Below are 19,246 nucleotides of genomic sequence, written 5' to 3'. Positions count from 1 at the left end.
CGGCAGGGATTCCATGCCGCCGCGGTGTTGCATCAGGAGGGGTCTTGCGCCTGTGCCGCCAGCACTTCGGCAATCAGCGGGTTGGGGAACTTGCGCTTGATGGTGACGGCGGAGAACACCTCGAGGATCTCGTCGAGCCGCGCCAGCTCGATCAGCCTGCCTGATGCGAGTTCGTCCTGCACGACAATCGGCGGGATCACCGCGACGCCGGCGTCGGCGCGCACCAGCAGGCGCAACATCGCCATGTCATCTGCTTCCGCCGCAATTCGGGGCAAAATTCCCAGCCGTTCGACCAGAGCATCGAAGCTGGCGCGCACCGCCGATTCAGGTGTCGGCAGGATCAGCGGGTGGGCGCGAAGCAGGTCTTCGACGCTGCCGTCGGTCTGGCGCGCGGGCGAGCCGATCAGGCTGACGGGCTGTTCGGCCAGGCGCTGGACGAGATAGGGGCTGGCAGCATCGCGCGCGGGCACCAGGTTGGTCAGCACGATATCAAGCGAGAGAGCCTCAAGCCCGCGCAAAAGGTTCTCCTGCGAGCCCGAGCGCAGCACGATCTCGACATCGTCTCGGCCGATGATCGGGTCGAGAAAGGCGATCTGGAAATTGCGCGAGAGGGTTGCCAGCGCACCGATCCTGAGCGCCTGACGCTTGCCGCCCGCCATTTTCAACGTGGCCGAAAGGTCCTCGGCGGTCCGGAATATCTCTTCAGCATGATCAAGCGCAATTCGTCCCGCTTCGGTCAGCACCAGATTGCGTCCACTGCGCTCGAAAAGCTCGTGGCCGAGCGACATCTCCAAAGCCTTGATCTGTGTGGAAACGGCCGATTGCGAAATGTTGAGCGCACGCGCAGCCCCCGTCAGCGTTCCGTCACGGGCAACGGCACGGAAGAGGCGGAGATGGTGCAGGTTGAGAATGGACATGGTTCTGTTTTATAGAACGCATTTTGACAAAGCATCAATTGAATCTTTGCTGGGTCAGCCTCTGTGCGCTGATCGAGATTGTTGCGGTGGGCTTGGTGTTCTGGGGTTGGCTGAAGGACTCTGCCGAGCTTTCCGGTCTACTCCCAGGTGCCTGCACTCATGGGAGATTTAGGGGCCCCGTCCGGATTTGTGGAACGATACTCCCGCGGAGATACGCCGAACCTCTCCCTGAAAATGCGTGAGAAATGCTGCAGATTGTTCAGGCCCCAGCGCATGGCGATGGCGCTTATGGTCCAGCCGGCGAATTGCGGATTGCGCAGATCCGAGGCGATGCCGGCCAGGCGCAATTGCCGGATCTTGGAGGCGACCGACGTGCCTTCTGCCTGGAACACTTCACTCAGGCGGCGCACGGAAACCGACAGGGCCGCTGCAATCTCGGCCCGATCCAGATACGGATCGCCAATGCGCTGTGCAATGATGGTGTCGGCCTGGTGGATCAGTCGGTGCTCCGTTGCGGTTCGAACCGCCTCTGCGCCATGCAATGTCGTAAGCCCCGTGGCGCAAAGATCGATGATGCTGTCTTCAAGGCAATGGCGGGTGGCAGGATTGACTGCCGACTGGGCCTGAACCAGGCGAAACACGCTGTCACGAACCAGACCGCCGATCTCCGATTTCCCGCGAACGGTCATGCCGGTGAGAAGGTCGGCATTGGGCAGCCGTTGCAACAGGTCGTGGCGCGGGATCTGCACCACCAATTGCCTGAAGCCGTCGGGCAGCGAAAGATCATAGGGGTCGATGGAGCTGTAAAGCGCGAAGTCTCCAAGGCCGAGTTCGGCGATCCGCCCGCATTGCTGAATAAGGCCGTGCCGTTCAAGCTGGATGCTGAGCAGGAACCATTCGTCGGTCGCCTTTGCGATGTCGCGCCGCCGGCGGCGAACCAATTGCTGGCTGCCAGAGACAATGGACGTCGATACGCGCGGCATGCGGTTGAGCTGGATCTCTCCGGTAAAGTCGGTGCTGTTGTCGGACATGCATTCGAGCTGAACATAGGTGTCACAGACAGCTTCGCGCCAGTACGCAAACCTGTCGCGTTGATGCACGCTCGCCGTGCTCAGGTGGATGCCGGCTTCGATCAGTGCAGCCTCCATTGTCTTGTCTTTAGGATTGACCATTCCGGGCGAAAATCAAGCGGTTTTTCGGAGCTGCCCGGAATCGCAAGTTCATGCGCCCAATCTGCAAAGCATCCCGATCCCGTCAGTGGCAGGGTGATCCGAACATCATTCACAACAAGGGAACACACACATGTCAGGATCATTCAAGGTGGCCGCTGTGCAGGCCGCTCCGGCCTTTCTCAATCTGGATGCGGGCATCGACAAGGCGGTTGGGCTGATCGAACAGGCCGCGGCTGCGGGCGCGAAGCTGATTGCTTTTCCGGAAACCTGGCTGCCCGGTTATCCGTGGTGGATCTGGCTCGACGCGCCGGCGGTGACCATGCCCTATGTCATCCCTTACAATCGCAACTCGGTCGTGCGCGGCAGCGCTGAGGACAAGCGCCTTGCCAAGGCCGCTCGCGACAACAACATCCAGGTGGTCATGGGCCTGTCCGAGAAGCACGACGGCACGCTCTATCTCGCCCAGTGGCACTACGGCGCCGATGGCGAGATCATCTCGCGGCGGCGCAAGCTCAAGCCGACCCATGTCGAGCGCACGGTGTTCGGCGAAGGCGACGGCTCCGACATGGTGGTCAAGCAGACCGATCTCGGCCGGGTCGGGGCGCTGTGTTGCTGGGAGCATCTGCAGCCGCTCAACAAATACGCCATGTATTCGCAGAACGAGCAGATCCATATCGGCTCCTGGCCGAGCTTCAGCCTCTACCGCGGTGGCGCCTACGCGCTCGGGCCGGAACTCAACACCTCCGCCAGCCAGATGTACGCGGCAGAAGGTCAATGCTTCGTTCTCGCGGCTTGCGCGACGGTGAGCCAGGAGATGGTCGACATGCTCTGCGACAACCCGATGAAGCAGCAGTTCCTGACCACCGGCGGCGGCTTTGCGCGCATCTTCGGTCCTGACGGCGCGCCGATGGGCAATGTGCTCGACGAGCATGAGGAAGGGCTGGTGATCGCCGAGATCGATCTCGACATGATCTCGGTTGCCAAGGCGGCGGGCGATCCATGTGGTCATTATTCGCGCCCCGACGTGTTCAGGCTGATGTTCAACCAGAAACCGAGTCCCGTGGTGATGGCGTTCGACAATGAGGCGGCGCGTGACATCGCCGAGGCCGCCGAGGGCCAGCTCGGCGTGGTTCAGCAGGCCGTTGCCGAGTGAGCATCAACCCCTGTCTGCCTTGGCCGCGCCATGTGGCCCGTTCATGCGGGCAGGGGCCGTGTCCCCGTCAGAAGGATTGTTTCAAATGCTGACAAGTGACGAATTCTACACAGATGCACAGCGCGCATTGCAGTTCAGGCATGACAGCGTCAGGCTTGCAGATGTCGTGGTCAAGTCGATCGTCCGCGACGAGATCGAGCCGCCGCACGTCCCCTTCATCGAGAGCCGGGATTTCTTCTTTCTTTCCACCGTCAGTGCCAGCGGCGAACCCACGGTCAGCTACAAGGGCGGTGCGCCGGGGCTGGTCAAGGTGCTCGATTCCCGGACGCTTGTCTTTCCCAATTATGACGGCAACAGCATGTTCAAGTCGATGGGCAACATTTCAGAATCCGCCAAGGTGGGGCTCTTGTTCATCGACATGGAAACGCCGAACCGGGTGCGGGTGCAGGGCAATGCCACGCTGTCGACGGACGATCCGGACCTTGCCTCTTATCCCGGTGCCAACATGCTGGTGCGGGTGGATGTGACCGCCTGTTTTCTCAATTGCGCGCGCTACATTCACAAGCACAAGCGGGTGGCGCCGAGCCCCTATGTTCCGGACGAGAGGGGCGAACAGCCGTTCCCGAGCTGGAAACGGATCGATCTGGTGCAGGATGCCTTGCCCGCCAGGGATGCGGGAAGGGCCGAGGCGGAAGGCGGGATCATCACGTTCGAAGGCTATGTCGAGAAACTGATGGACGGCTCATCCTGAAGCGCGAGCCGCAACGGCAAGGCCATTCTGCCAATTCTGTGCCGGACGCCAACGAATTGACCGCGATTGGCGGCCTTGGGTATGCCTCACTGCAGGTGCTTGGCCGGCACACCCGGTTGCTCACCCTTGGGGATCTTGGGACCTTGCGGGATCATCAGACTTGCAACGGCACGGAAGAGGCGGAGTTGGTGCAGGTTGAGGATGAATATTGTTCCATAATATAGAACGAATTTTCCTAAAATATCAATTTTTCTTTTGATTTGCCGGTCTCTAGAAACGCTCCGAACCCAACCTGTCGGAGAAGAGCCATGGTTTCTGCCCTTTCACTGTCCTTTCTTGCGCCGATCGTCCTTTTGGCGGCTGCAGCATTTGCAGTGGCCAATCCGGGCCGTCGTCCTGGCGGTCTGCCCAGATTGTCGGAGGCCGCAGCGCTTGCCGCGCTCGCGCTGACCGGCGGCGGAATGCTGCAGTTCATCCTGGCAGGTCCGGCGCAGCTCTCTCTCCTTTATGGTCCGGCGGTGCTTTCGCTCAAGACCGATCTGGTCAGCGCAACCATGGCGCTGCTGGTCGGCTTCATCGCCTGGATCGTGATGCGCTACAGCCGCAGCTACCTTGATGGCGAAGCGCAGGAAGGGGCCTTTCACGGGCTGATGCTGGCAACGCTCGCCGCCGTGCTGATCTTCGTTCAGTCAGCAAGCCTGTGGACCCTGCTGATTGCGACCGTTTGCATCGGGCTGGGGCTCAAGCAATTGCTGCTGTTCTATCCGGAGCGACCGGAAGCACAGCGGGCGGCGACCAAATTCGCGCTGGTCTGGCACATGGGCGACATCCTGCTGGTCGCGGCCGCCGGGCTTCTGGTGACGAGCTTCGGCACGGCGGATATCGCGGGTCTTGCGGCGCTGGCGGGCGAAACCGGGCTTGGCACCGCCGGGCACGTGGCCATCGCACTGGTGGTGCTCGCGGCTGCGCTGAAGACAGCAACATTCCCGGTTCATGGCTGGCTCACCGAGGTGATGGAAGCGCCCACGCCGGTTTCCGCGCTGCTTCATGCCGGCATCATCAATTCCGGCGGTGTGCTGCTGATCACGCTCTCAGGCCTGGTTCAATACAGCCCCGGTGCGATGGCGGCGCTGGTCATGCTGGGCGGGTTTACCGCACTGTTCGGGGCCGCAGTGATGCTGACCCAAAGTGCGGTCAAGACTGCACTCGCCTGGTCGACGGTTTCGCAGATGGGCTTCATGCTGCTCCAATGCGGGCTGGGGCTGTGGGCGCTGGCGCTGCTGCACATTCTGGCACACTCGCTCTACAAGGCGCACGCCTTTCTGTCCTCGGGCGGCGCGGTGCGGGCGGTAGCTGGCCTGCGGCGGCCCGGGCCGGTCGCGGTGCCGAGCCTTGGCGCGGTGCTCAAATCCTTTGCGGTGGCGATTGTGCTCTATGTTCTGATCGCGGTGTTGTTCGCAGCCGTGCTGGGGCCAAAGACTGCGCAGACCCTGGCGCTTGGCGCGATCCTGATCTTCGGCGTCGCCTATCTGGTGGCGCAGGGGCTGGCCGACATGGCGCCCTGGGAGCTGACCAAGCGCACGGTTCTGACCTCGGTTGCCACAGCGATTGCCTATTTCGCCTTCCAGGCCGTGGCACAGCATGTGTGGGGCGGCGCGCTGCCCGCGGCTCCGGTGCCCGGGCAACTGGAATGGGCGCTGATCGTGCTGGCGGTCGCCTCCTTCGGCCTGGTTGCCTTCGCGCAGGCGCTGTTTCCGCTCTGGGCGCATCATCCCGCCACCTCCGGCTTGCGGGTTCATCTCGCCAATGGCCTTTACCTCAACGCCCTTCTGGACCGCGCAATCGGCGGCTTCAGCACGGCAAGATCCAACTGACATGATGGAGACCGAGATGTTTCACACACAGTCCCAGATTGGTCCGGCGCGGCTGATGGAAATCCTCAAATCAGCTGAAGGCGCAGCGCGGGCCATTCCACCGGCCTTTCCGCTGGAAGCCACGGTCGCGGTCAATCCGTTCCTTGGCCAGACCGGCGAGGATCTGGCCACCGCTGCGGCGCGGCTTGAGCGCGTCGCCGGTGTCAGCATTCTTCAGAAGCGGTCTGACTATGCTGGCAAAATCCGCGATGGCCGGATCAGCGACGAGGATCTGGCAGACGCGCTCTCCGCCTCTGCCTACCGGCAGAAACCCGCAACCATCGAAGCCTTGAAGGCATTCGCAGCGGCGTCGGATACGGAGCATGAGAGCCTGCCATTGCCGACGGTGGCGGACCTTGCGGCAAAGGTCACCGGCATCGATTGGCCTTCGGTGATTGAAAAGACCTTCGGGCTTTGGGCTGCGGGGCAGTTCGACCGGGGGCAGGCGCTGTGGTCACCGGCTCCCGGGGCGGAGGCCTTTGCAGCCTGGCGGGCTTGGGCGATGCATGATCTGACGCCTGAAATCGCGGGGCTTTCGGGCTTCTGTGCCCATGTCGCCCAGGCCCCCGACACCACCGAGCGGGCCATCCTGCGCGCGGCCGATGCGCTTGGCCTGAGTGACGCGGCAGCAGAAACGGTGTTTCACCGGCTCTACATGGATCTTGGTGGCTGGTCGCAGCATGCACGCTGGTTGCTCTGGCAGGCTGAGCTTGCGGGCAAGAGTGACCAGACACTTGCCGACATGCTGGCTATCCGGCTGACCTGGGAGGAGGCGCTGCTCGCCCATGTTCCCGGCATTGCCGACATATGGCAGGAAACCGTTGCCGCTCATGCTGCCCCCGTTGCCCCATCGCAAAACCAGATTGCCCTTGCCATCCTGCAGGATGCGGCCGATCGCGGCCATCAGCGTCGCCTGATTGCCGATCTCGATGGAGCCTCCGAGATCAAACCCCGGCCGGCTCTTCAGGCGGCGTTCTGCATCGACGTCCGCTCCGAGGTGTTCCGGCGGGCGCTGGAGAGCGTCGACGCCCGCATCGAAACCATCGGTTTCGCCGGGTTCTTCGGTCTGCCGATCGCCCACAAGGCGCATGGATCGGATGTGGTCGAAGCGCATCTTCCGGTGCTCTTGAACCCGGAAATGGAAACAACCGGCTATGCGGGCGCCGCGGCGGAAGAGAAGGTGCGGATTGCGGCGCGGACCATGCGGGCATGGGGCCGGTTCCGGCAGGCCGCCGTCTCGTCCTTTGCCTTTGTCGAGGCTGCCGGTCCGCTCTATGGCTGGAAGCTGGTGCGCGATGCGCTGGGGAAGGGCGGAAATCCAACGAAACCTGACCCGCTTCCGCAGGTCGTGGGCGGGATGACCGCCGAGGCCAAGGCCGATACCGCTGCGGCGGTGCTCAAGGCCATGAGCCTGACCGAAGATCACGGCCGGATCGTGCTTCTGCTCGGCCATGGCGGGCAGGCCGCCAACAATCCGCATGACAGCGCCTATCATTGCGGCGCCTGCGGCGGCTACACCGGTGAAGTGTCGGCACGGGTGCTCGCCGTTCTGCTCAACGATCCCGAAACCCGCGCTGGGCTTTCCGGTCGCGGCGTGAATGTGCCTGAGGACACGCTGTTTGTCGCAGGCCTTCACAACACCACCACCGACGCCATCACCATCTATGATGACGGCCTGCCGCAGCAACGCGCGGGCGAACTCCGGACAGTGCGCGATTGGTTGGGGGCGGCGGCCGGGATCGCGCGGGCCGAGCGGGCGGTGAAGCTGCCCGGTTCAAAGCCCGAAACCGTCGCTGCCCGGGCACTCAACTGGGCCGAAGTGCGGCCTGAATGGGGTCTGGCCGGCTGCGCTGCCTTCATCGCTGCACCGCGCACTGCGACCGCAGGCAAGGATCTCGGCGGGCGAGCCTTCCTGCACAGCTATGACTGGCGCGCGGATGATGGTTTCGGCACGCTTGAGCTGATCATCACTGCGCCGGTGGTGGTGGCGAGCTGGATCAGCCTGCAATATTACGGCTCTTCGGTGGCGCCCGAGGTATTCGGCGGCGGCAACAAGCTCATTCACAATGTGGTCGGCGGCATCGGCGTGATCGAGGGCAACAGCGGGCGGCTCAGGCCGGGGCTGCCCTGGCAGACCTTGCATGACGGTGAAAAGCTGATGCACGAGCCGCTGCGGCTTTCGGTGATGATCGAGGCCCCACGCGAAGCCATTCTCGACGTGCTCGAGCGGCACCCCGGTGTCCGGGCGTTGTTTGACAATGGCTGGCTGCATCTGTTTGCGCTCAAGGACGGCAAGGTCGACGGGCGCTATCTGCCGGGCCTCGCATGGACTGCAGAAGGGCCCGCGGACCTGGCTGCGTGAGGTTTGCCTGAAACGCCTCTCCCAAATGCAACATCGCCCCCGGCAGGCAGGAGCATGCCGGAGGCGATCATGGTGCTGAAACACCTTAGCTGCAATTTTCAGTGGGTGAGGGCGGTCAGGCGGCCTGCATCGGCTCGACTTCTTCGCCCTTGACCGATTTGTCGACGGCCTCGAATGCCCATTTCTTGATCTGTTCCTCAAGCTCGATATTGCGCTGGCGCAAGGCTTCGATTTCGCCGTCAACCTTCTCGCGCTCGGCCTGGTGGATGGCGTCGAGCTGGGCTTCAAGTTCCTCGTTTCGGGCTTTGAGCGACTCGAGGTCCTGGCCTGAGAAGGAATCCAACCGGTTCTGCAACGCCAGGATCTGGGACGTAGCCTTGGACCGAAACTCCTGAAGCGCTGCGATCTCGGCGATGTCGACTGAGCCTTCGGCCGATGTCTTCGGGCTGAGAAACAGAGCGGCTATCGAAAGAAGGGCGAACACTGGAACGATTGCAACGGCAAATCCCTTGATGGTGTGATGCAGGCCCATCTGGCCAACATCATACATCGATGCGAAAAACACCGCCGCGAGAAGGATTGCGAACACGGCGAGGAGCTTCGAGACCAGGCCCATGATGCCCGGGCTTTTCTTGGGTGCGTCGTCCTTGTCCTTGTCTTTTTTCTTTGCAGCCACAGCCAAACTCCTTACGCGAACTCTCAACAGTGCCCGTCGTCCGATCAGCGCTGCAAATCCCGTTATCAAGATCGATGCACGGTTTTTCGGCTGATGCCGTCTGGGTTGTTTTATGAGACATGCCGGGACCAGATCTGATCAAACCAGCCGTTGTGGGCACGCGTCATGCTCTCCCCGGAAGGAAGCCCACACCCGAATGTTGCACATTCAGCCTTAAGGAATGGTGAAATCGGAGATCAAATTTCTGCTGCAACAGGTGTTCAAAGGCAAAAGCCCGGAGTCTGTTCGACAAGATAAAGATCAACAGAAAAATGGTGGGCGCGACAGGGATTGAACCTGTGACCCCTGCCGTGTGAAGGCAGTGCTCTCCCGCTGAGCTACGCGCCCGATGCTGCACCCGGAAAAGGCCGGGGCGAACGGTGTCGGCGGTATAAGCGGTGCGGCGGGCTGGCGTCAAGCGGCAGTTTCGGACTAGTCGCGGTTTTTGCGGCGAGGTGCCTTGAAGCTCACCCGACCGGGCGTGCATCCTCGACAAGCTGCTTGATGAGCGCCGGTTCAAGCTTGTCAAAGTGGCTGATCACAACGTCGGGGTTGAAGGTTTCGACCGGTTTGTCGGAATAGCCGAACGGCACGCCGATGGCGGGAATCCGGGCATTTTGCGCCGCCAGAATGTCGTTGATGCTGTCGCCGATCATGACAGCATTTCCAACGCTGCCGCCGGCCTTCTCGATGGTGCCCAGGATATGGTCGCCATGCGGTTTCTTCACGGCAAAGGTGTCGCCGCCGGTGATCGCGGCAAAGCGCGAAGTCAGATCCAGACGGTCGAGCAGACGCCGCGCCAGGGCTTCAGTCTTGTTGGTGCAGACGGCAAGCTGCATCCCCGCGGCCTCGAGGCGGTCAAGCGCTGCAACCAGGCCGGGATAGGGCTGCGATTGGCCCGGCATGTTGTTGGCGTAATGCACAAGAAAGGCGTCAAAGGCGGTGTGGAGCTGTTCGGGCGAGGCGGGATGCCCATGCAGGGACCAGGCCCGCTCGATCATGGCGAGAGCCCCCTGACCGACGAGCCAGGTGATGTCCTCGAACGCGACATGGGCGTGGCCGCTCAAATCCATCACATGATTAAGGCTTGCAATGAGGTCCGGTGCGGTGTCGATCAGCGTTCCGTCGAGATCGAAAATGACAAGCGTTTCGGTCATGCAAGGTCCTGCTGGGGTTGTGGCCGGGTGGAATCGGGCGCAAGCCATACCAGCCAGCAGGTGCAGGGGCAATTCGAGCTTCACGCAGCCGCCTCCGCCGCCACGGGCGCTGCAGGTGCGGATTTACCGTGGAACAGGCGCATTCAAGCGGCCGGCGCGGGCTTTGCCTGCCGCGCCTTACATGCTAACAGGCGGTCCGGTATCAACAACGATGGCAGGCAGGCATGGATGCCCGGCAACTCAAGATTCAGGCGGCAAAGGCGGCTCTCGACCATGTCGAGGACGGAATGCGGCTTGGAATCGGCACTGGTTCAACCGCGGACGAGTTCGTCCGGTTGCTGGCGGAAAAGGTGGCCGACGGCTTCAAGGTCCATGGCGTGCCGACATCGGAGCGGACCGCGCGGCTGTGTGTCGAGCTTGGCGTGCCGCTCTATTCGCTCGACGACATGCCCGAACTGGATCTCACCATCGACGGCGCTGACGAGATTGACGGGGCGCTGACGCTGGTCAAAGGCGGCGGCGGGGCGTTGTTGCGCGAAAAGATCGTTGCGTCTGCCTCGGCCAGAATGATCGTCATTGCCGACGAATCCAAGCTGGTCGATACGCTTGGGCAGTTTCCGCTGCCCATCGAAGTGGCCAAGTTCGGCATGGTGGCGACCCACTATGCCGTGGAACGGCTGGCGTCACGGCTGGGCCTGAGCGGTACGATCGAGCAGCGCGCCGACAAGGATGGGCCCTATCTCACCGATGGTGACCATTTTATCCTCGACGCATCTTTTGGCCGCATTCCGGATGCAGAAGCCATCGCAAACGGGCTCGCTGCAATTCCCGGCGTGGTCGAACACGGATTGTTTCTCAACATGGCAAGCGCCGCGATCATCGCCTCACCAGGCGGCGCGCGGACCTTGCTTGCAACAGACCCTTAACAGGAGTGAAATCGAACATGTCTATTCACACCGGCCTAAAGCGTTTCGGCGCCGGGTTGATCGTCGGATCAAGCCTGGTCTTTGCTGGCAGTCTGGCTCAGGCGCAGGAGATCAGCGAGTCGCATCTGGCCGCTGCGCGCGCCGCAATCACTGCCATTCAGTCGACCGACCAGTTTGATGCCATCATTCCCACCGCGGCGGAACGGCTCAAGGTCTCGCTCATTCGCGCCAATGGCGACCTTCAGGAGATCATCAGCGCCACGGTTGACGAAGAGGCGCTGAAGATTGTCCCCAGGCGTGGCGATCTGGAGCGGGAAGCTGCGCAGATCTACGCCAAGGCTTTTTCCGAAGAAGAGCTCACGGCAATTACCGACTTCTACACCTCGCCTGCCGGTCAGAAATTGATCGAGAATGGTCCGCTGGTGACCCGCGAGTTGATCAAATCTGCCGAAATCTGGTCGTCCGGTGTTTCCCGTGACCTGTCGCAGAACGTCAACAAGGCGTTGCAGGAAAAAATCGGTGCGCGGCCAAAGGTCGGCGTCGAAGAGTAAGCCTGTTCGCCGCCGCGCAATTTGCTTGCGCGGCTATCACAAATCCGTGCGAGACGGTGAAATTGAAGCCCGGGGTCGAACTCGGGCTTTTATTTTGGCCTTCATTGGCTAAAACCTCTTGCTGTCGGCCGCCGGATCGTGCGCGACACACCCGAATGGCGGTTTTCCCGCCGATAATGTTTTGAAGGATCGCCAGCCATGAGCAATTTTGACTATGACCTGTTTGTCATCGGTGGCGGTTCGGGTGGCGTGCGTGCGGCCAGGCTGGCGGCGGGGCTTGGAAAGAAGGTGGCGATTGCCGAGGAGTACCGTTTTGGCGGCACCTGCGTGATCCGCGGCTGCGTGCCCAAGAAACTGTTCGTCTATGCCTCGCAGTTTTCCGAGCATTTCGAAGACGCCTGCGGCTATGGTTGGCAGGTCGGCGAGAGCAGCTTCGACTGGAAAACGCTGATCGCCAACAAGGATCAGGAAATTGACCGGCTGGAGGGGCTTTACCGCCGCGGGCTTGAGACGGCCGGGGCGGAGATCATCAGCTCGCGCGCCGAGTTGACCGGCCCCAATTCGGTTCTGATCAAGGCGACCGGACAGGTGGTCAGCGCCGAGCGGATCCTGATTGCCGTGGGCGGCAGCGCCAACCCGCATGTTGCACTTCCGGGCCACGAGCTTTGCATCACTTCCAACGAGGCGTTTCACCTTGAGGAGCTGCCCAAGGCCATCGTGATTGCCGGCGGTGGCTACATCGCGGCCGAATTCGCCAATATCTTTCACGGTCTGGGCGTTGAGACCACGCTGATCTATCGCGGCCAGGAGATCCTTTCGCGCTTTGACCAAGACATGCGCCGCGGTCTGCACAAGGCGATGGAGGAAAAGGGCATCCGAATCCTTCTGCACGAGGTTTTCGAAAAGATCGAGCGCGGGCCCGATGGCCGTCTCATCGCCCATACCTCGGCCGGCAAGGCCCTGGCCGTCGATCAGGTGATGCTGGCGCTTGGCCGCGATCCCAATACCCGGGGCCTCGGACTTGAAGCCGCCGGCGTCAAGACAGGCCACAAGGGCGAGGTCCTGATTGACGAATTCTCCCGCACCAATGTTGAAAGCATCTATGCGGTCGGCGATGTTACCGACCGCGTGCAGCTCACGCCGGTGGCAATTCACGAGGCGATGTGCCTGATCGACACGATCTACCGTGACCGCCCAACCTCTCCGGACCATGACATGATCGCCACTTCGGTGTTCTCGCAGCCCGAAATCGGCACTGTGGGCCTGTCGGAAGAGGCAGCGGCCAAGGAATATGACGAACTGGAAATCTACCGCGCCGAATTTCGTCCGATGAAGGCGACGCTTTCGGGGAGGCCGGAAAAGACCATCATGAAGCTGGTGGTCAATGCGAGCGACCGCAAGGTGGTGGGTGCGCATATTCTTGGTCATGATGCGGGCGAGCTGGCGCAGATCCTCGGTATCGTGCTCAAGGCCGGTTGCACCAAGGATGATTTCGATCGCACCATGGCTGTTCACCCCACCGCATCCGAAGAGCTGGTGACGATGTATCAGCCAACCTATCGGGTAAAGGGCGGCGAGCGGGTGTGAGCCACACTTCACGAATGTGACTGTTGGTCAGACATCAAACCCGCAAGCGCCAGTTCCGCTGTCCGTCAGTTCATCCCATCTGCTGATATTTTATGCTTAAAAGAAGATGGTGATAGTCATTTGACCACTAATTGTGCGTCGGACCCGGGCCGTCGGCTCGGGACCATTTTTGTTTCCGGGCGCGCAGATGATGATGTTCACACATCACCACGCAGGGAAATCGGGCCCTGAGCGCATATGAGCGCACCCTAAACCACAAGCAATGGCATGCCGCCGGGCCTTGGCAGCGAAGGATTTCGTCAGGCCGGGGCGGATTGCGCCGCTTGTGAAACGGGCGGCGCATTCATGCTTCGCGGTGGGCGCAATGAGACTGGCACGCATCTTGTATGACATTTCATGGTTCTACAGACGTGGCTGCTTCAGATGTGGCCGGTGGGTCGAACCGGGTTGGAGGAGAATTTCACCAGGTGCCGGCATCCGTGCACCGCTTCAGAAGTGACCTCCGAACACTGAGGTCGGCTTTGTGAAGGCTTCACAGAAAGGAACTCACAATGAAAAAAGCACTGCTTGCGATAACCGCCATCGCGGCGATTGGCTTTGCCTCCAGCGCGCTTGCCGAAACCAAGCTGACGATTGCCAATTGGCTTCCGCCCACCCATCCCCTGTTTTCGGAAGTCATTGTGAAAATGGCCGAGAACATCACCGCGGCGACCGGGGGGGAAGTCACAACATCCATTCTGCCGGCGCCGCTCGGGCCGCCGCCAGCGCAGTTCGACATCGCCGCCAATGGCGTGGCCGATATCACGTTCGGGGTTCAGGGCTACAATGCGGGACGCTTCAAGACGACCAATCTTGCCGAGCTGCCGTTTCTGGGTGACAGCGCCGAAGCGATCTCGGTTGCCTACTGGAACACCTACGACAAGATGCTCAAGGTTGCCGGGGAATATGACAACGTCAAGGTCCTGGCCGTGTTCACCCACGGCCCGGGCCAGATCTTCCTGAAACAGGGCGACGTTGCATCCCCCGACGTGCTCAAGGGGCAGAAGCTTCGCGTCGGCGGTGGCTTCGTTCACAAGGTTGCGACCATTCTCGGGGCTGTTCCCGTCGAAGGGCCTTCGTCCAAGGCTTATGAGCTTCTGAGCCAGGGTGTTGCCGACGGCATTCTGTTTCCCTTCGAATCGGTCAATGCCTTCAAGCTCGTTCCCGAACTCAGCGAAGCCGTCACGGTTCCGGGAGGACTTTACAACACATCCTTCTTCATCGTCATGAACAAGGCCAAGTGGGAAAGCCTGACACCTGAACAGCAGGGCGAAATCGACAGTGTGACAGGCGAGGCGCTTGCACGCCTGGCAGGCCAGATGTGGGACCGCGCCGATGCCAAGGGGCGCGAGGCCGTGGAGGGCAAGATTGCTGTTTCGGCTGCAACCGAAGAGCAGCTTGCGGCATGGCGTGAAGCCTTGCAGCCAGCCGTGGACGCACAGATTGCCGAAGTGTCCACTTCAGGCATTGACGGCAAGGCGGCGCAGGCGCTGTTCCTGTCGGAACTGGCGGCAGCTTCAAAATGAAGCTGCCCACCGATACCAGCGCAAAAACCTCTTCGTCGCCGCTTCAACACGGCTTCGGGTTGAAGTGGGCGCGAAGGGGCATCGTTTTCCTCGGCGGCATCATGCTGTTGGTGATGATGGCCATGACGATCATTGATGTCATTGGCCGCTATGTCTTCAACAGCCCTCTGGGCGGCGCAGGTGAACTGACGGAATTGCTTCTGGTCTCGGTGATTTTCATGGGCCTTCCGGCGGTGACGCTGGAAAGGGAACATGTAACCGTTGACCTGCTCACCGCTCGGATGCCGTCATGGCTCGAGCGGTGGCGGGTTCTTGCAATCGGTATTGTGAGCGCCGTGACTCTGGTGGTCATCGGATGGCAACTGGGGATTCATGCGGGCCGGATCGGGGCATACGGGGATGTGACGACGACGCTTCGCATTCCGATTTCTCCGATCGCTTATTTTTGCTCCGTCTGCACATTCGTCAGCGCGATCGCCGCACTGTTTGTTTCGGTAGAGCCGCTGTTCCAGCGCTCGAGCAAGGGGTAGGCCCATGGAACACTGGCCTGTCGGCATAGCCTTTCTGCTTGTCCTGCTCTTTTCCGGCCTTCCGATCGCATTCGCCATGACGATAACCGGTTTGCTTGGTGTGGCGTCGATCATCGGCATCGGGCCGGCGATGTCCTTGCTCGGCACCGTGTTCTTTGACTATGGGCGGGACTATTCCCTGTCCGTCCTGCCGCTTTTCCTGATCATGGGATATTTCGTCGTCCAGTCGGGCATCGCTGCAGAGCTGTACAATGCAGCCTATGCCTGGCTCAGACACCGCAAGGGCGGGCTGGCGACGGCGACGGTGATTGCCTGTGGTGCGTTTTCTTCCGTGTGCGGCTCGTCGATGGCCACGGCCGCGACCATGGCGCGGATCTCGCTGCCTTCCATGCGCCGCTTCGGATATCCCGATCATCTGGCGATGGCATCGATCGCGGCAGGCGGGACGCTGGGAATTCTCATCCCGCCTTCCGTCATCCTGGTGTTTTACGGAATCATGACCCAGCAGGACATCGGCAAGCTCTTTCTTGCCGGCATTATCCCCGGCATTGTCGGTGTCATCGGCTATGCACTCGCCGTGCGGATTTCCCTCATCTGGTTCAAGGGAGAACTGCCGACCGAAGACAAGCTCCCGCTGATCGACAGGATACGGGCGCTGAAAGGCTCGGCGGGCGCCCTGTTTCTCTTCGCATTTGTCATGGGGGGAATCTATCTGGGTGTCTTCACCCCGACGGAAAGCGCAGGCATGGGAGCCGGCGGCGCTCTTCTGCTCACAGTCATGCTGGGCAAATTCAGCCTGAAGGGTCTTTTCGAGGTGCTTTTCGATACAATGAAAACATCGGCGATGATGTTCTTCATCCTGTTTGGCGCGCTGACATTCACCAATTACGTCAACATGTCCGGCATGACGCAGGACATCCAGACCTTCATGGGCTTTTTTGGCGACAGCCGCCTGAGCCTGATCCTGGTCATCCTGGTGATCTATCTGTTGCTGGGCTGCATTCTCGAAAGCCTGTCGATGATCATGCTCACGGTGCCGGTGTTTTACCCGATAGCCGCAGCCCACGGCATCGACCTGATATGGTTCGGCATCTTCATCGTGATGGTGACCGAAGTGAGCCTGATCACACCCCCGGTCGGCATGAACGCCTTCGTGCTCAAATCCGTGGTGCCCGATGTGCCCTTGAACACGATATTCAAGGGGCTTTGGCCTTTCATCTTCATGGACATGCTCAGGATCGGACTGTTGATCATGGTGCCGGGCATGGCTTTGTTGCTGACCTAATGCATGTCGCACTCAATTGGATTCAATTGAGTGATAACGTACATGCATCAAATCAAAGTGTTAGAGCGACCTTTATGCGTCCAATTGGACGCACGGCGCTCTAGCGTGCAGCAACCGGCGCCGCTGGCAAGGCAATGACAGCATGGTTGCCGCATTGACGAAACCGCCAAATACCGGTTGTCTCAGGGACCGCGCAATCAGGGAAACCCAATGACAACCCGGCAATTCACGATTGGCCTGGAGCGCCCGGCACGGGGCGTGCAACTGGTTGGCTATTTTGGCTATGGTTCGCTGGTCAACCGCGCAACGCTGCGTCCGGGCATTGTCGGTGCGCACCGGGCGCGGCTCACGGGCTGGCGGCGCACCTGGCGGCCCAGGCCTGACATGGGGCCGACGCCCGGAGTGAGTCTTCCGGACGGGGTGATGCCGGCACTCTTGACCGCTGAGCCGGCGGCAGGCCAGGCGATCGACGGGTTGCTGGTCATCGATCTGGCGGAAAATCTGGGTCACGTTGATGAACGCGAGTTCCGCTATCACCGCCGCGACATCTCGCTTGCCGATCTCGAACTGCCCGATCCTGCGGTGATGGAGCTGCGTGAGCCGCAGATTGCCCTTCATGTCTATGAAGCGCGCAGCGAACCGCCTCCGGTCGAGGCCCCGTCGCATATCCTGCGGTCTTATCTCGACGCGGTGATGCAGGGGTTTTTCAACGAGTTCGGGCTGGAAGGGCTGCACCGGTTCGTCGCTGAAACCGACGCATTTCACACCCCCATTCACGAGGATCGGCATGCGCCGGTCTATCCACGGGCGGTCAGTCTGTCGCATGCGGAAGCCGAATTGTTCGACACGGTGCTCAAATCCGGCACCCGCGCCTGATCCCGGGGTTTGGGGCAGGCGGCAACTGATTCGCGTTGCCGGGTTTGCAGCCGGTCAATCTAGCGCTATAAGCCCCGTGAAATTGAGCAATCCGCGGGCATGTTGCCTGCAAGAACCGCCGGGCATGAGAGTCCGGCCAACACGGTGAACGACAATGGCACAGAACTGGACCCCTTCAAGCTGGCGCAACAAACCGATCCAGCAGGTCCCGGATTATCCGGATGCAGCGGCGCTTGATGCGACCGAGGCTCGGCTTGCCAAGTTTCCGCCGCTTGTTTTTGCGGGTGAGGCCCGCCGGTTGACCTCGGCGCTTGCCGACGTCGCCGAAGGCAGGGGCTTTCTGCTTCAGGGTGGGGATTGTGCCGAGGCTTTCGCCGAACACGAGGCCGACAACATCCGCGATTTCTTCCGCGTGTTCCTGCAGATGGCCGTGGTGCTGACCTTTGGCGCCCAGCAGCCGGTGGTCAAGATCGGCCGCATCGCCGGCCAGTTCGCCAAGCCGCGCTCGTCCAACATCGAGAAGAAGGACGGCATCGAGCTGCCGAGCTACCGTGGCGACATCATCAACGGCATCGAGTTCAACGAAGAGGCGCGGATCCCCAATCCGGAGCGGCAGATCATGGCCTACCGGCAGTCGGCGGCGACGCTCAACCTGCTGCGCGCCTTCGCCCAGGGCGGTTATGCCAATCTCGACAATGTGCATCAGTGGATGCTCGGCTTCGTCAAGGACAGCCCGCAGGCCGAGCGCTATCGGGCGCTGGCCGACCGGATCTCCGAGACCATGGATTTCATGAAGGCCATCGGCATCACCGCCGACAATCACTCCAATTTGCGCGAAACCGATTTCTTCACCAGCCATGAAGCGCTGCTGCTTGGCTACGAGCAGGCGATGACGCGCAATGATTCGACCTCGGGCGATTATTACGCCACGTCCGGTCACATGATCTGGATTGGTGACCGCACCCGTCAGACCGATCATGCCCATGTCGAGTTCTGCCGCGGCATCAAGAACCCGATCGGCCTGAAATGCGGCCCGTCGCTTGATCCCGACGAGCTGCTGACGCTGATCGACATTCTCAACCCTGCCAACGAGGCGGGCCGGTTGACGCTGATTGCCCGCTTCGGACATGACAAGGTGGCCGATCACCTGCCCAAGCTGATCCGCGCCGTCGAGCGCGAGGGCCGCAAGGTGGTGTGGTCATGCGATCCGATGCATGGCAACACGATCACGCTCAACAGCTACAAGACGCGTCCGTTCGAGCGCATCCTGTCGGAGGTGGACAGCTTCTTCCAGATCCACCGCGCCGAGGGCACCCATCCCGGCGGCATCCACATCGAGATGACCGGCAAGAACGTCACCGAATGCACCGGCGGCGCCCGCGCACTGTCGGGCGAGGACCTGCAGGACCGCTACCACACCCATTGCGACCCGCGTCTCAACGCCGACCAGGCGCTCGAACTCGCCTTCCTCGTGGCCGAACGCATGAAGGGCGGCCGCGACGAGCAGAAGCAGGTTGTGAACGGGTAATTGCGATGAATTCGGCCAATCCTACGAACCAAGAAAGATTGGCCGAACTCCGCCACGCAATCGACGCGGGCCTCGTGTCGGGGGACACCGGTCCTCTGGATATGGACGCGTTTCTTGCGGAGCTGCGGCAAGCTCAGGGTAGAGTGCCAACCCCACCACCGTCATCCCGGACCTGATCCGGGATCCAGCCACCGCGCGTCGGCGCGGTGAGGGACTCCTGACAGAGCAACAATTTCCCGAAGTTAAACGGTCTTCCGG

The 19,246-nt window shown here is 61.3% G+C and carries 16 protein-coding genes and 1 tRNA gene; 12 read left to right on the top strand and 5 right to left on the bottom strand.

Going from position 1 to position 19,246, the window contains the following annotated elements; genetic code table 11:
* Positions 1-32: 32 nt before the first annotated feature.
* Positions 33-917 (bottom strand): LysR family transcriptional regulator, encoded by an 885-nt coding sequence (locus HPDFL43_RS12720; RefSeq protein ID WP_007197755.1) that lies wholly within the window; start codon positions 915-917, stop codon positions 33-35.
* 137 nt (positions 918-1,054) lie between these two features.
* The gene (locus HPDFL43_RS12715) at positions 1,055-2,065 is read right to left on the bottom strand and encodes an AraC-like ligand-binding domain-containing protein (RefSeq protein WP_007197754.1); all 1,011 of its coding nucleotides are present in this window, start codon (positions 2,063-2,065) and stop codon (positions 1,055-1,057) included.
* A gap of 154 nt (positions 2,066-2,219) precedes the next feature.
* Between HPDFL43_RS12715 and HPDFL43_RS12710 the strand changes: the two genes are divergently transcribed.
* The 4 genes from HPDFL43_RS12710 to HPDFL43_RS12690 all read left to right on the top strand — a co-directional run bounded on the left by HPDFL43_RS12710 (position 2,220) and on the right by HPDFL43_RS12690 (position 8,268).
* Complete coding sequence (locus tag HPDFL43_RS12710; protein ID WP_007197753.1) at positions 2,220-3,242, top strand: carbon-nitrogen hydrolase family protein; 1,023 nt, start codon at positions 2,220-2,222, stop codon at positions 3,240-3,242.
* Positions 3,243-3,327: 85 nt separating this feature from the next.
* Positions 3,328-3,993 (top strand): pyridoxamine 5'-phosphate oxidase family protein, encoded by a 666-nt coding sequence (locus HPDFL43_RS12705; RefSeq protein WP_007197752.1) that lies wholly within the window; start codon positions 3,328-3,330, stop codon positions 3,991-3,993.
* A 308-nt stretch (positions 3,994-4,301) separates the two neighbouring features.
* Complete coding sequence (locus HPDFL43_RS12695) at positions 4,302-5,867, top strand: proton-conducting transporter transmembrane domain-containing protein (protein ID WP_007197751.1); 1,566 nt, start codon at positions 4,302-4,304, stop codon at positions 5,865-5,867.
* Between the two features lie 16 nt (positions 5,868-5,883).
* Positions 5,884-8,268, top strand: a complete 2,385-nt coding sequence (locus HPDFL43_RS12690) for a YbcC family protein (protein WP_040450165.1) — start codon at positions 5,884-5,886, stop codon at positions 8,266-8,268.
* A gap of 115 nt (positions 8,269-8,383) precedes the next feature.
* Here the strand turns inward: HPDFL43_RS12690 and HPDFL43_RS12685 are convergent, their stop codons facing one another.
* The 3 genes from HPDFL43_RS12685 to HPDFL43_RS12675 all read right to left on the bottom strand — a co-directional run bounded on the left by HPDFL43_RS12685 (position 8,384) and on the right by HPDFL43_RS12675 (position 10,140).
* Entirely contained in the window at positions 8,384-8,944 is a 561-nt protein-coding gene (locus HPDFL43_RS12685; protein WP_040449220.1) for a hypothetical protein, read from the bottom strand.
* A gap of 312 nt (positions 8,945-9,256) precedes the next feature.
* Positions 9,257-9,331, bottom strand: a tRNA-Val gene (locus HPDFL43_RS12680).
* 119 nt (positions 9,332-9,450) lie between these two features.
* Entirely contained in the window at positions 9,451-10,140 is a 690-nt protein-coding gene (locus HPDFL43_RS12675) for an HAD family hydrolase (protein WP_007197748.1), read from the bottom strand.
* A gap of 224 nt (positions 10,141-10,364) precedes the next feature.
* Between HPDFL43_RS12675 and rpiA the strand changes: the two genes are divergently transcribed.
* The 8 genes from rpiA to HPDFL43_RS12635 all read left to right on the top strand — a co-directional run bounded on the left by rpiA (position 10,365) and on the right by HPDFL43_RS12635 (position 18,988).
* Positions 10,365-11,066: a ribose-5-phosphate isomerase RpiA gene (rpiA, locus tag HPDFL43_RS12670; RefSeq protein WP_007197747.1), complete on the top strand. Its 702-nt coding sequence runs from the start codon at positions 10,365-10,367 to the stop codon at positions 11,064-11,066.
* Positions 11,067-11,083: 17 nt separating this feature from the next.
* Positions 11,084-11,617, top strand: a complete 534-nt coding sequence (locus HPDFL43_RS12665; RefSeq protein ID WP_007197746.1) for a DUF2059 domain-containing protein — start codon at positions 11,084-11,086, stop codon at positions 11,615-11,617.
* A gap of 198 nt (positions 11,618-11,815) precedes the next feature.
* Positions 11,816-13,204 (top strand): glutathione-disulfide reductase, encoded by a 1,389-nt coding sequence (gene gor, locus HPDFL43_RS12660; RefSeq protein ID WP_007197745.1) that lies wholly within the window; start codon positions 11,816-11,818, stop codon positions 13,202-13,204.
* Between the two features lie 551 nt (positions 13,205-13,755).
* Complete coding sequence (locus HPDFL43_RS12655; RefSeq protein ID WP_007197744.1) at positions 13,756-14,769, top strand: TRAP transporter substrate-binding protein; 1,014 nt, start codon at positions 13,756-13,758, stop codon at positions 14,767-14,769.
* Positions 14,766-15,299 (top strand): TRAP transporter small permease, encoded by a 534-nt coding sequence (locus HPDFL43_RS12650; RefSeq protein ID WP_007197743.1) that lies wholly within the window; start codon positions 14,766-14,768, stop codon positions 15,297-15,299. The genes HPDFL43_RS12655 and HPDFL43_RS12650 overlap by 4 nt, the downstream gene beginning before the upstream one ends.
* A 4-nt stretch (positions 15,300-15,303) precedes the next feature.
* Positions 15,304-16,584 carry a TRAP transporter large permease gene (locus HPDFL43_RS12645; protein WP_007197742.1) on the top strand — a complete coding sequence of 427 codons (1,281 nt, stop codon included), beginning with the start codon at positions 15,304-15,306 and terminating at the stop codon, positions 16,582-16,584.
* Between the two features lie 210 nt (positions 16,585-16,794).
* Positions 16,795-17,460 (top strand): gamma-glutamylcyclotransferase family protein, encoded by a 666-nt coding sequence (locus tag HPDFL43_RS12640; protein WP_007197741.1) that lies wholly within the window; start codon positions 16,795-16,797, stop codon positions 17,458-17,460.
* Positions 17,461-17,614: 154 nt separating this feature from the next.
* Positions 17,615-18,988, top strand: coding sequence for a class II 3-deoxy-7-phosphoheptulonate synthase (locus HPDFL43_RS12635; RefSeq protein WP_007197740.1), 1,374 nt, complete (start codon positions 17,615-17,617; stop codon positions 18,986-18,988).
* Positions 18,989-19,246 lie beyond the last annotated feature (258 nt).

Origin of the sequence: Hoeflea phototrophica DFL-43, from assembly GCF_000154705.2 — a bacterium.
GTDB classification, from domain to species: domain Bacteria; phylum Pseudomonadota; class Alphaproteobacteria; order Rhizobiales; family Rhizobiaceae; genus Hoeflea; species Hoeflea phototrophica.
This window is presented reverse-complemented; position numbering and strand designations above follow the sequence as displayed.

Excerpts from the sequence above, each read along its gene's own strand:
- HPDFL43_RS12720 (WP_007197755.1), bottom strand. The coding sequence starts at position 917 with ATGTCCATTCTCAACCTGCACCATCTCCGCCTCTTCCGTGCCGTTGCC.
- HPDFL43_RS12715 (WP_007197754.1), bottom strand. The coding sequence starts at position 2,065 with ATGGAGGCTGCACTGATCGAAGCCGGCATCCACCTGAGCACGGCGAGC.
- HPDFL43_RS12710 (WP_007197753.1), top strand. The coding sequence starts at position 2,220 with ATGTCAGGATCATTCAAGGTGGCCGCTGTGCAGGCCGCTCCGGCCTTT.
- HPDFL43_RS12705 (WP_007197752.1), top strand. The coding sequence starts at position 3,328 with ATGCTGACAAGTGACGAATTCTACACAGATGCACAGCGCGCATTGCAG.
- HPDFL43_RS12695 (WP_007197751.1), top strand. The coding sequence starts at position 4,302 with ATGGTTTCTGCCCTTTCACTGTCCTTTCTTGCGCCGATCGTCCTTTTG.
- HPDFL43_RS12690 (WP_040450165.1), top strand. The coding sequence starts at position 5,884 with ATGTTTCACACACAGTCCCAGATTGGTCCGGCGCGGCTGATGGAAATC.
- HPDFL43_RS12675 (WP_007197748.1), bottom strand. The coding sequence starts at position 10,140 with ATGACCGAAACGCTTGTCATTTTCGATCTCGACGGAACGCTGATCGAC.
- rpiA (WP_007197747.1), top strand. The coding sequence starts at position 10,365 with ATGGATGCCCGGCAACTCAAGATTCAGGCGGCAAAGGCGGCTCTCGAC.
- HPDFL43_RS12665 (WP_007197746.1), top strand. The coding sequence starts at position 11,084 with ATGTCTATTCACACCGGCCTAAAGCGTTTCGGCGCCGGGTTGATCGTC.
- gor (WP_007197745.1), top strand. The coding sequence starts at position 11,816 with ATGAGCAATTTTGACTATGACCTGTTTGTCATCGGTGGCGGTTCGGGT.
- HPDFL43_RS12655 (WP_007197744.1), top strand. The coding sequence starts at position 13,756 with ATGAAAAAAGCACTGCTTGCGATAACCGCCATCGCGGCGATTGGCTTT.
- HPDFL43_RS12650 (WP_007197743.1), top strand. The coding sequence starts at position 14,766 with ATGAAGCTGCCCACCGATACCAGCGCAAAAACCTCTTCGTCGCCGCTT.
- HPDFL43_RS12645 (WP_007197742.1), top strand. The coding sequence starts at position 15,304 with ATGGAACACTGGCCTGTCGGCATAGCCTTTCTGCTTGTCCTGCTCTTT.
- HPDFL43_RS12640 (WP_007197741.1), top strand. The coding sequence starts at position 16,795 with ATGACAACCCGGCAATTCACGATTGGCCTGGAGCGCCCGGCACGGGGC.
- HPDFL43_RS12635 (WP_007197740.1), top strand. The coding sequence starts at position 17,615 with ATGGCACAGAACTGGACCCCTTCAAGCTGGCGCAACAAACCGATCCAG.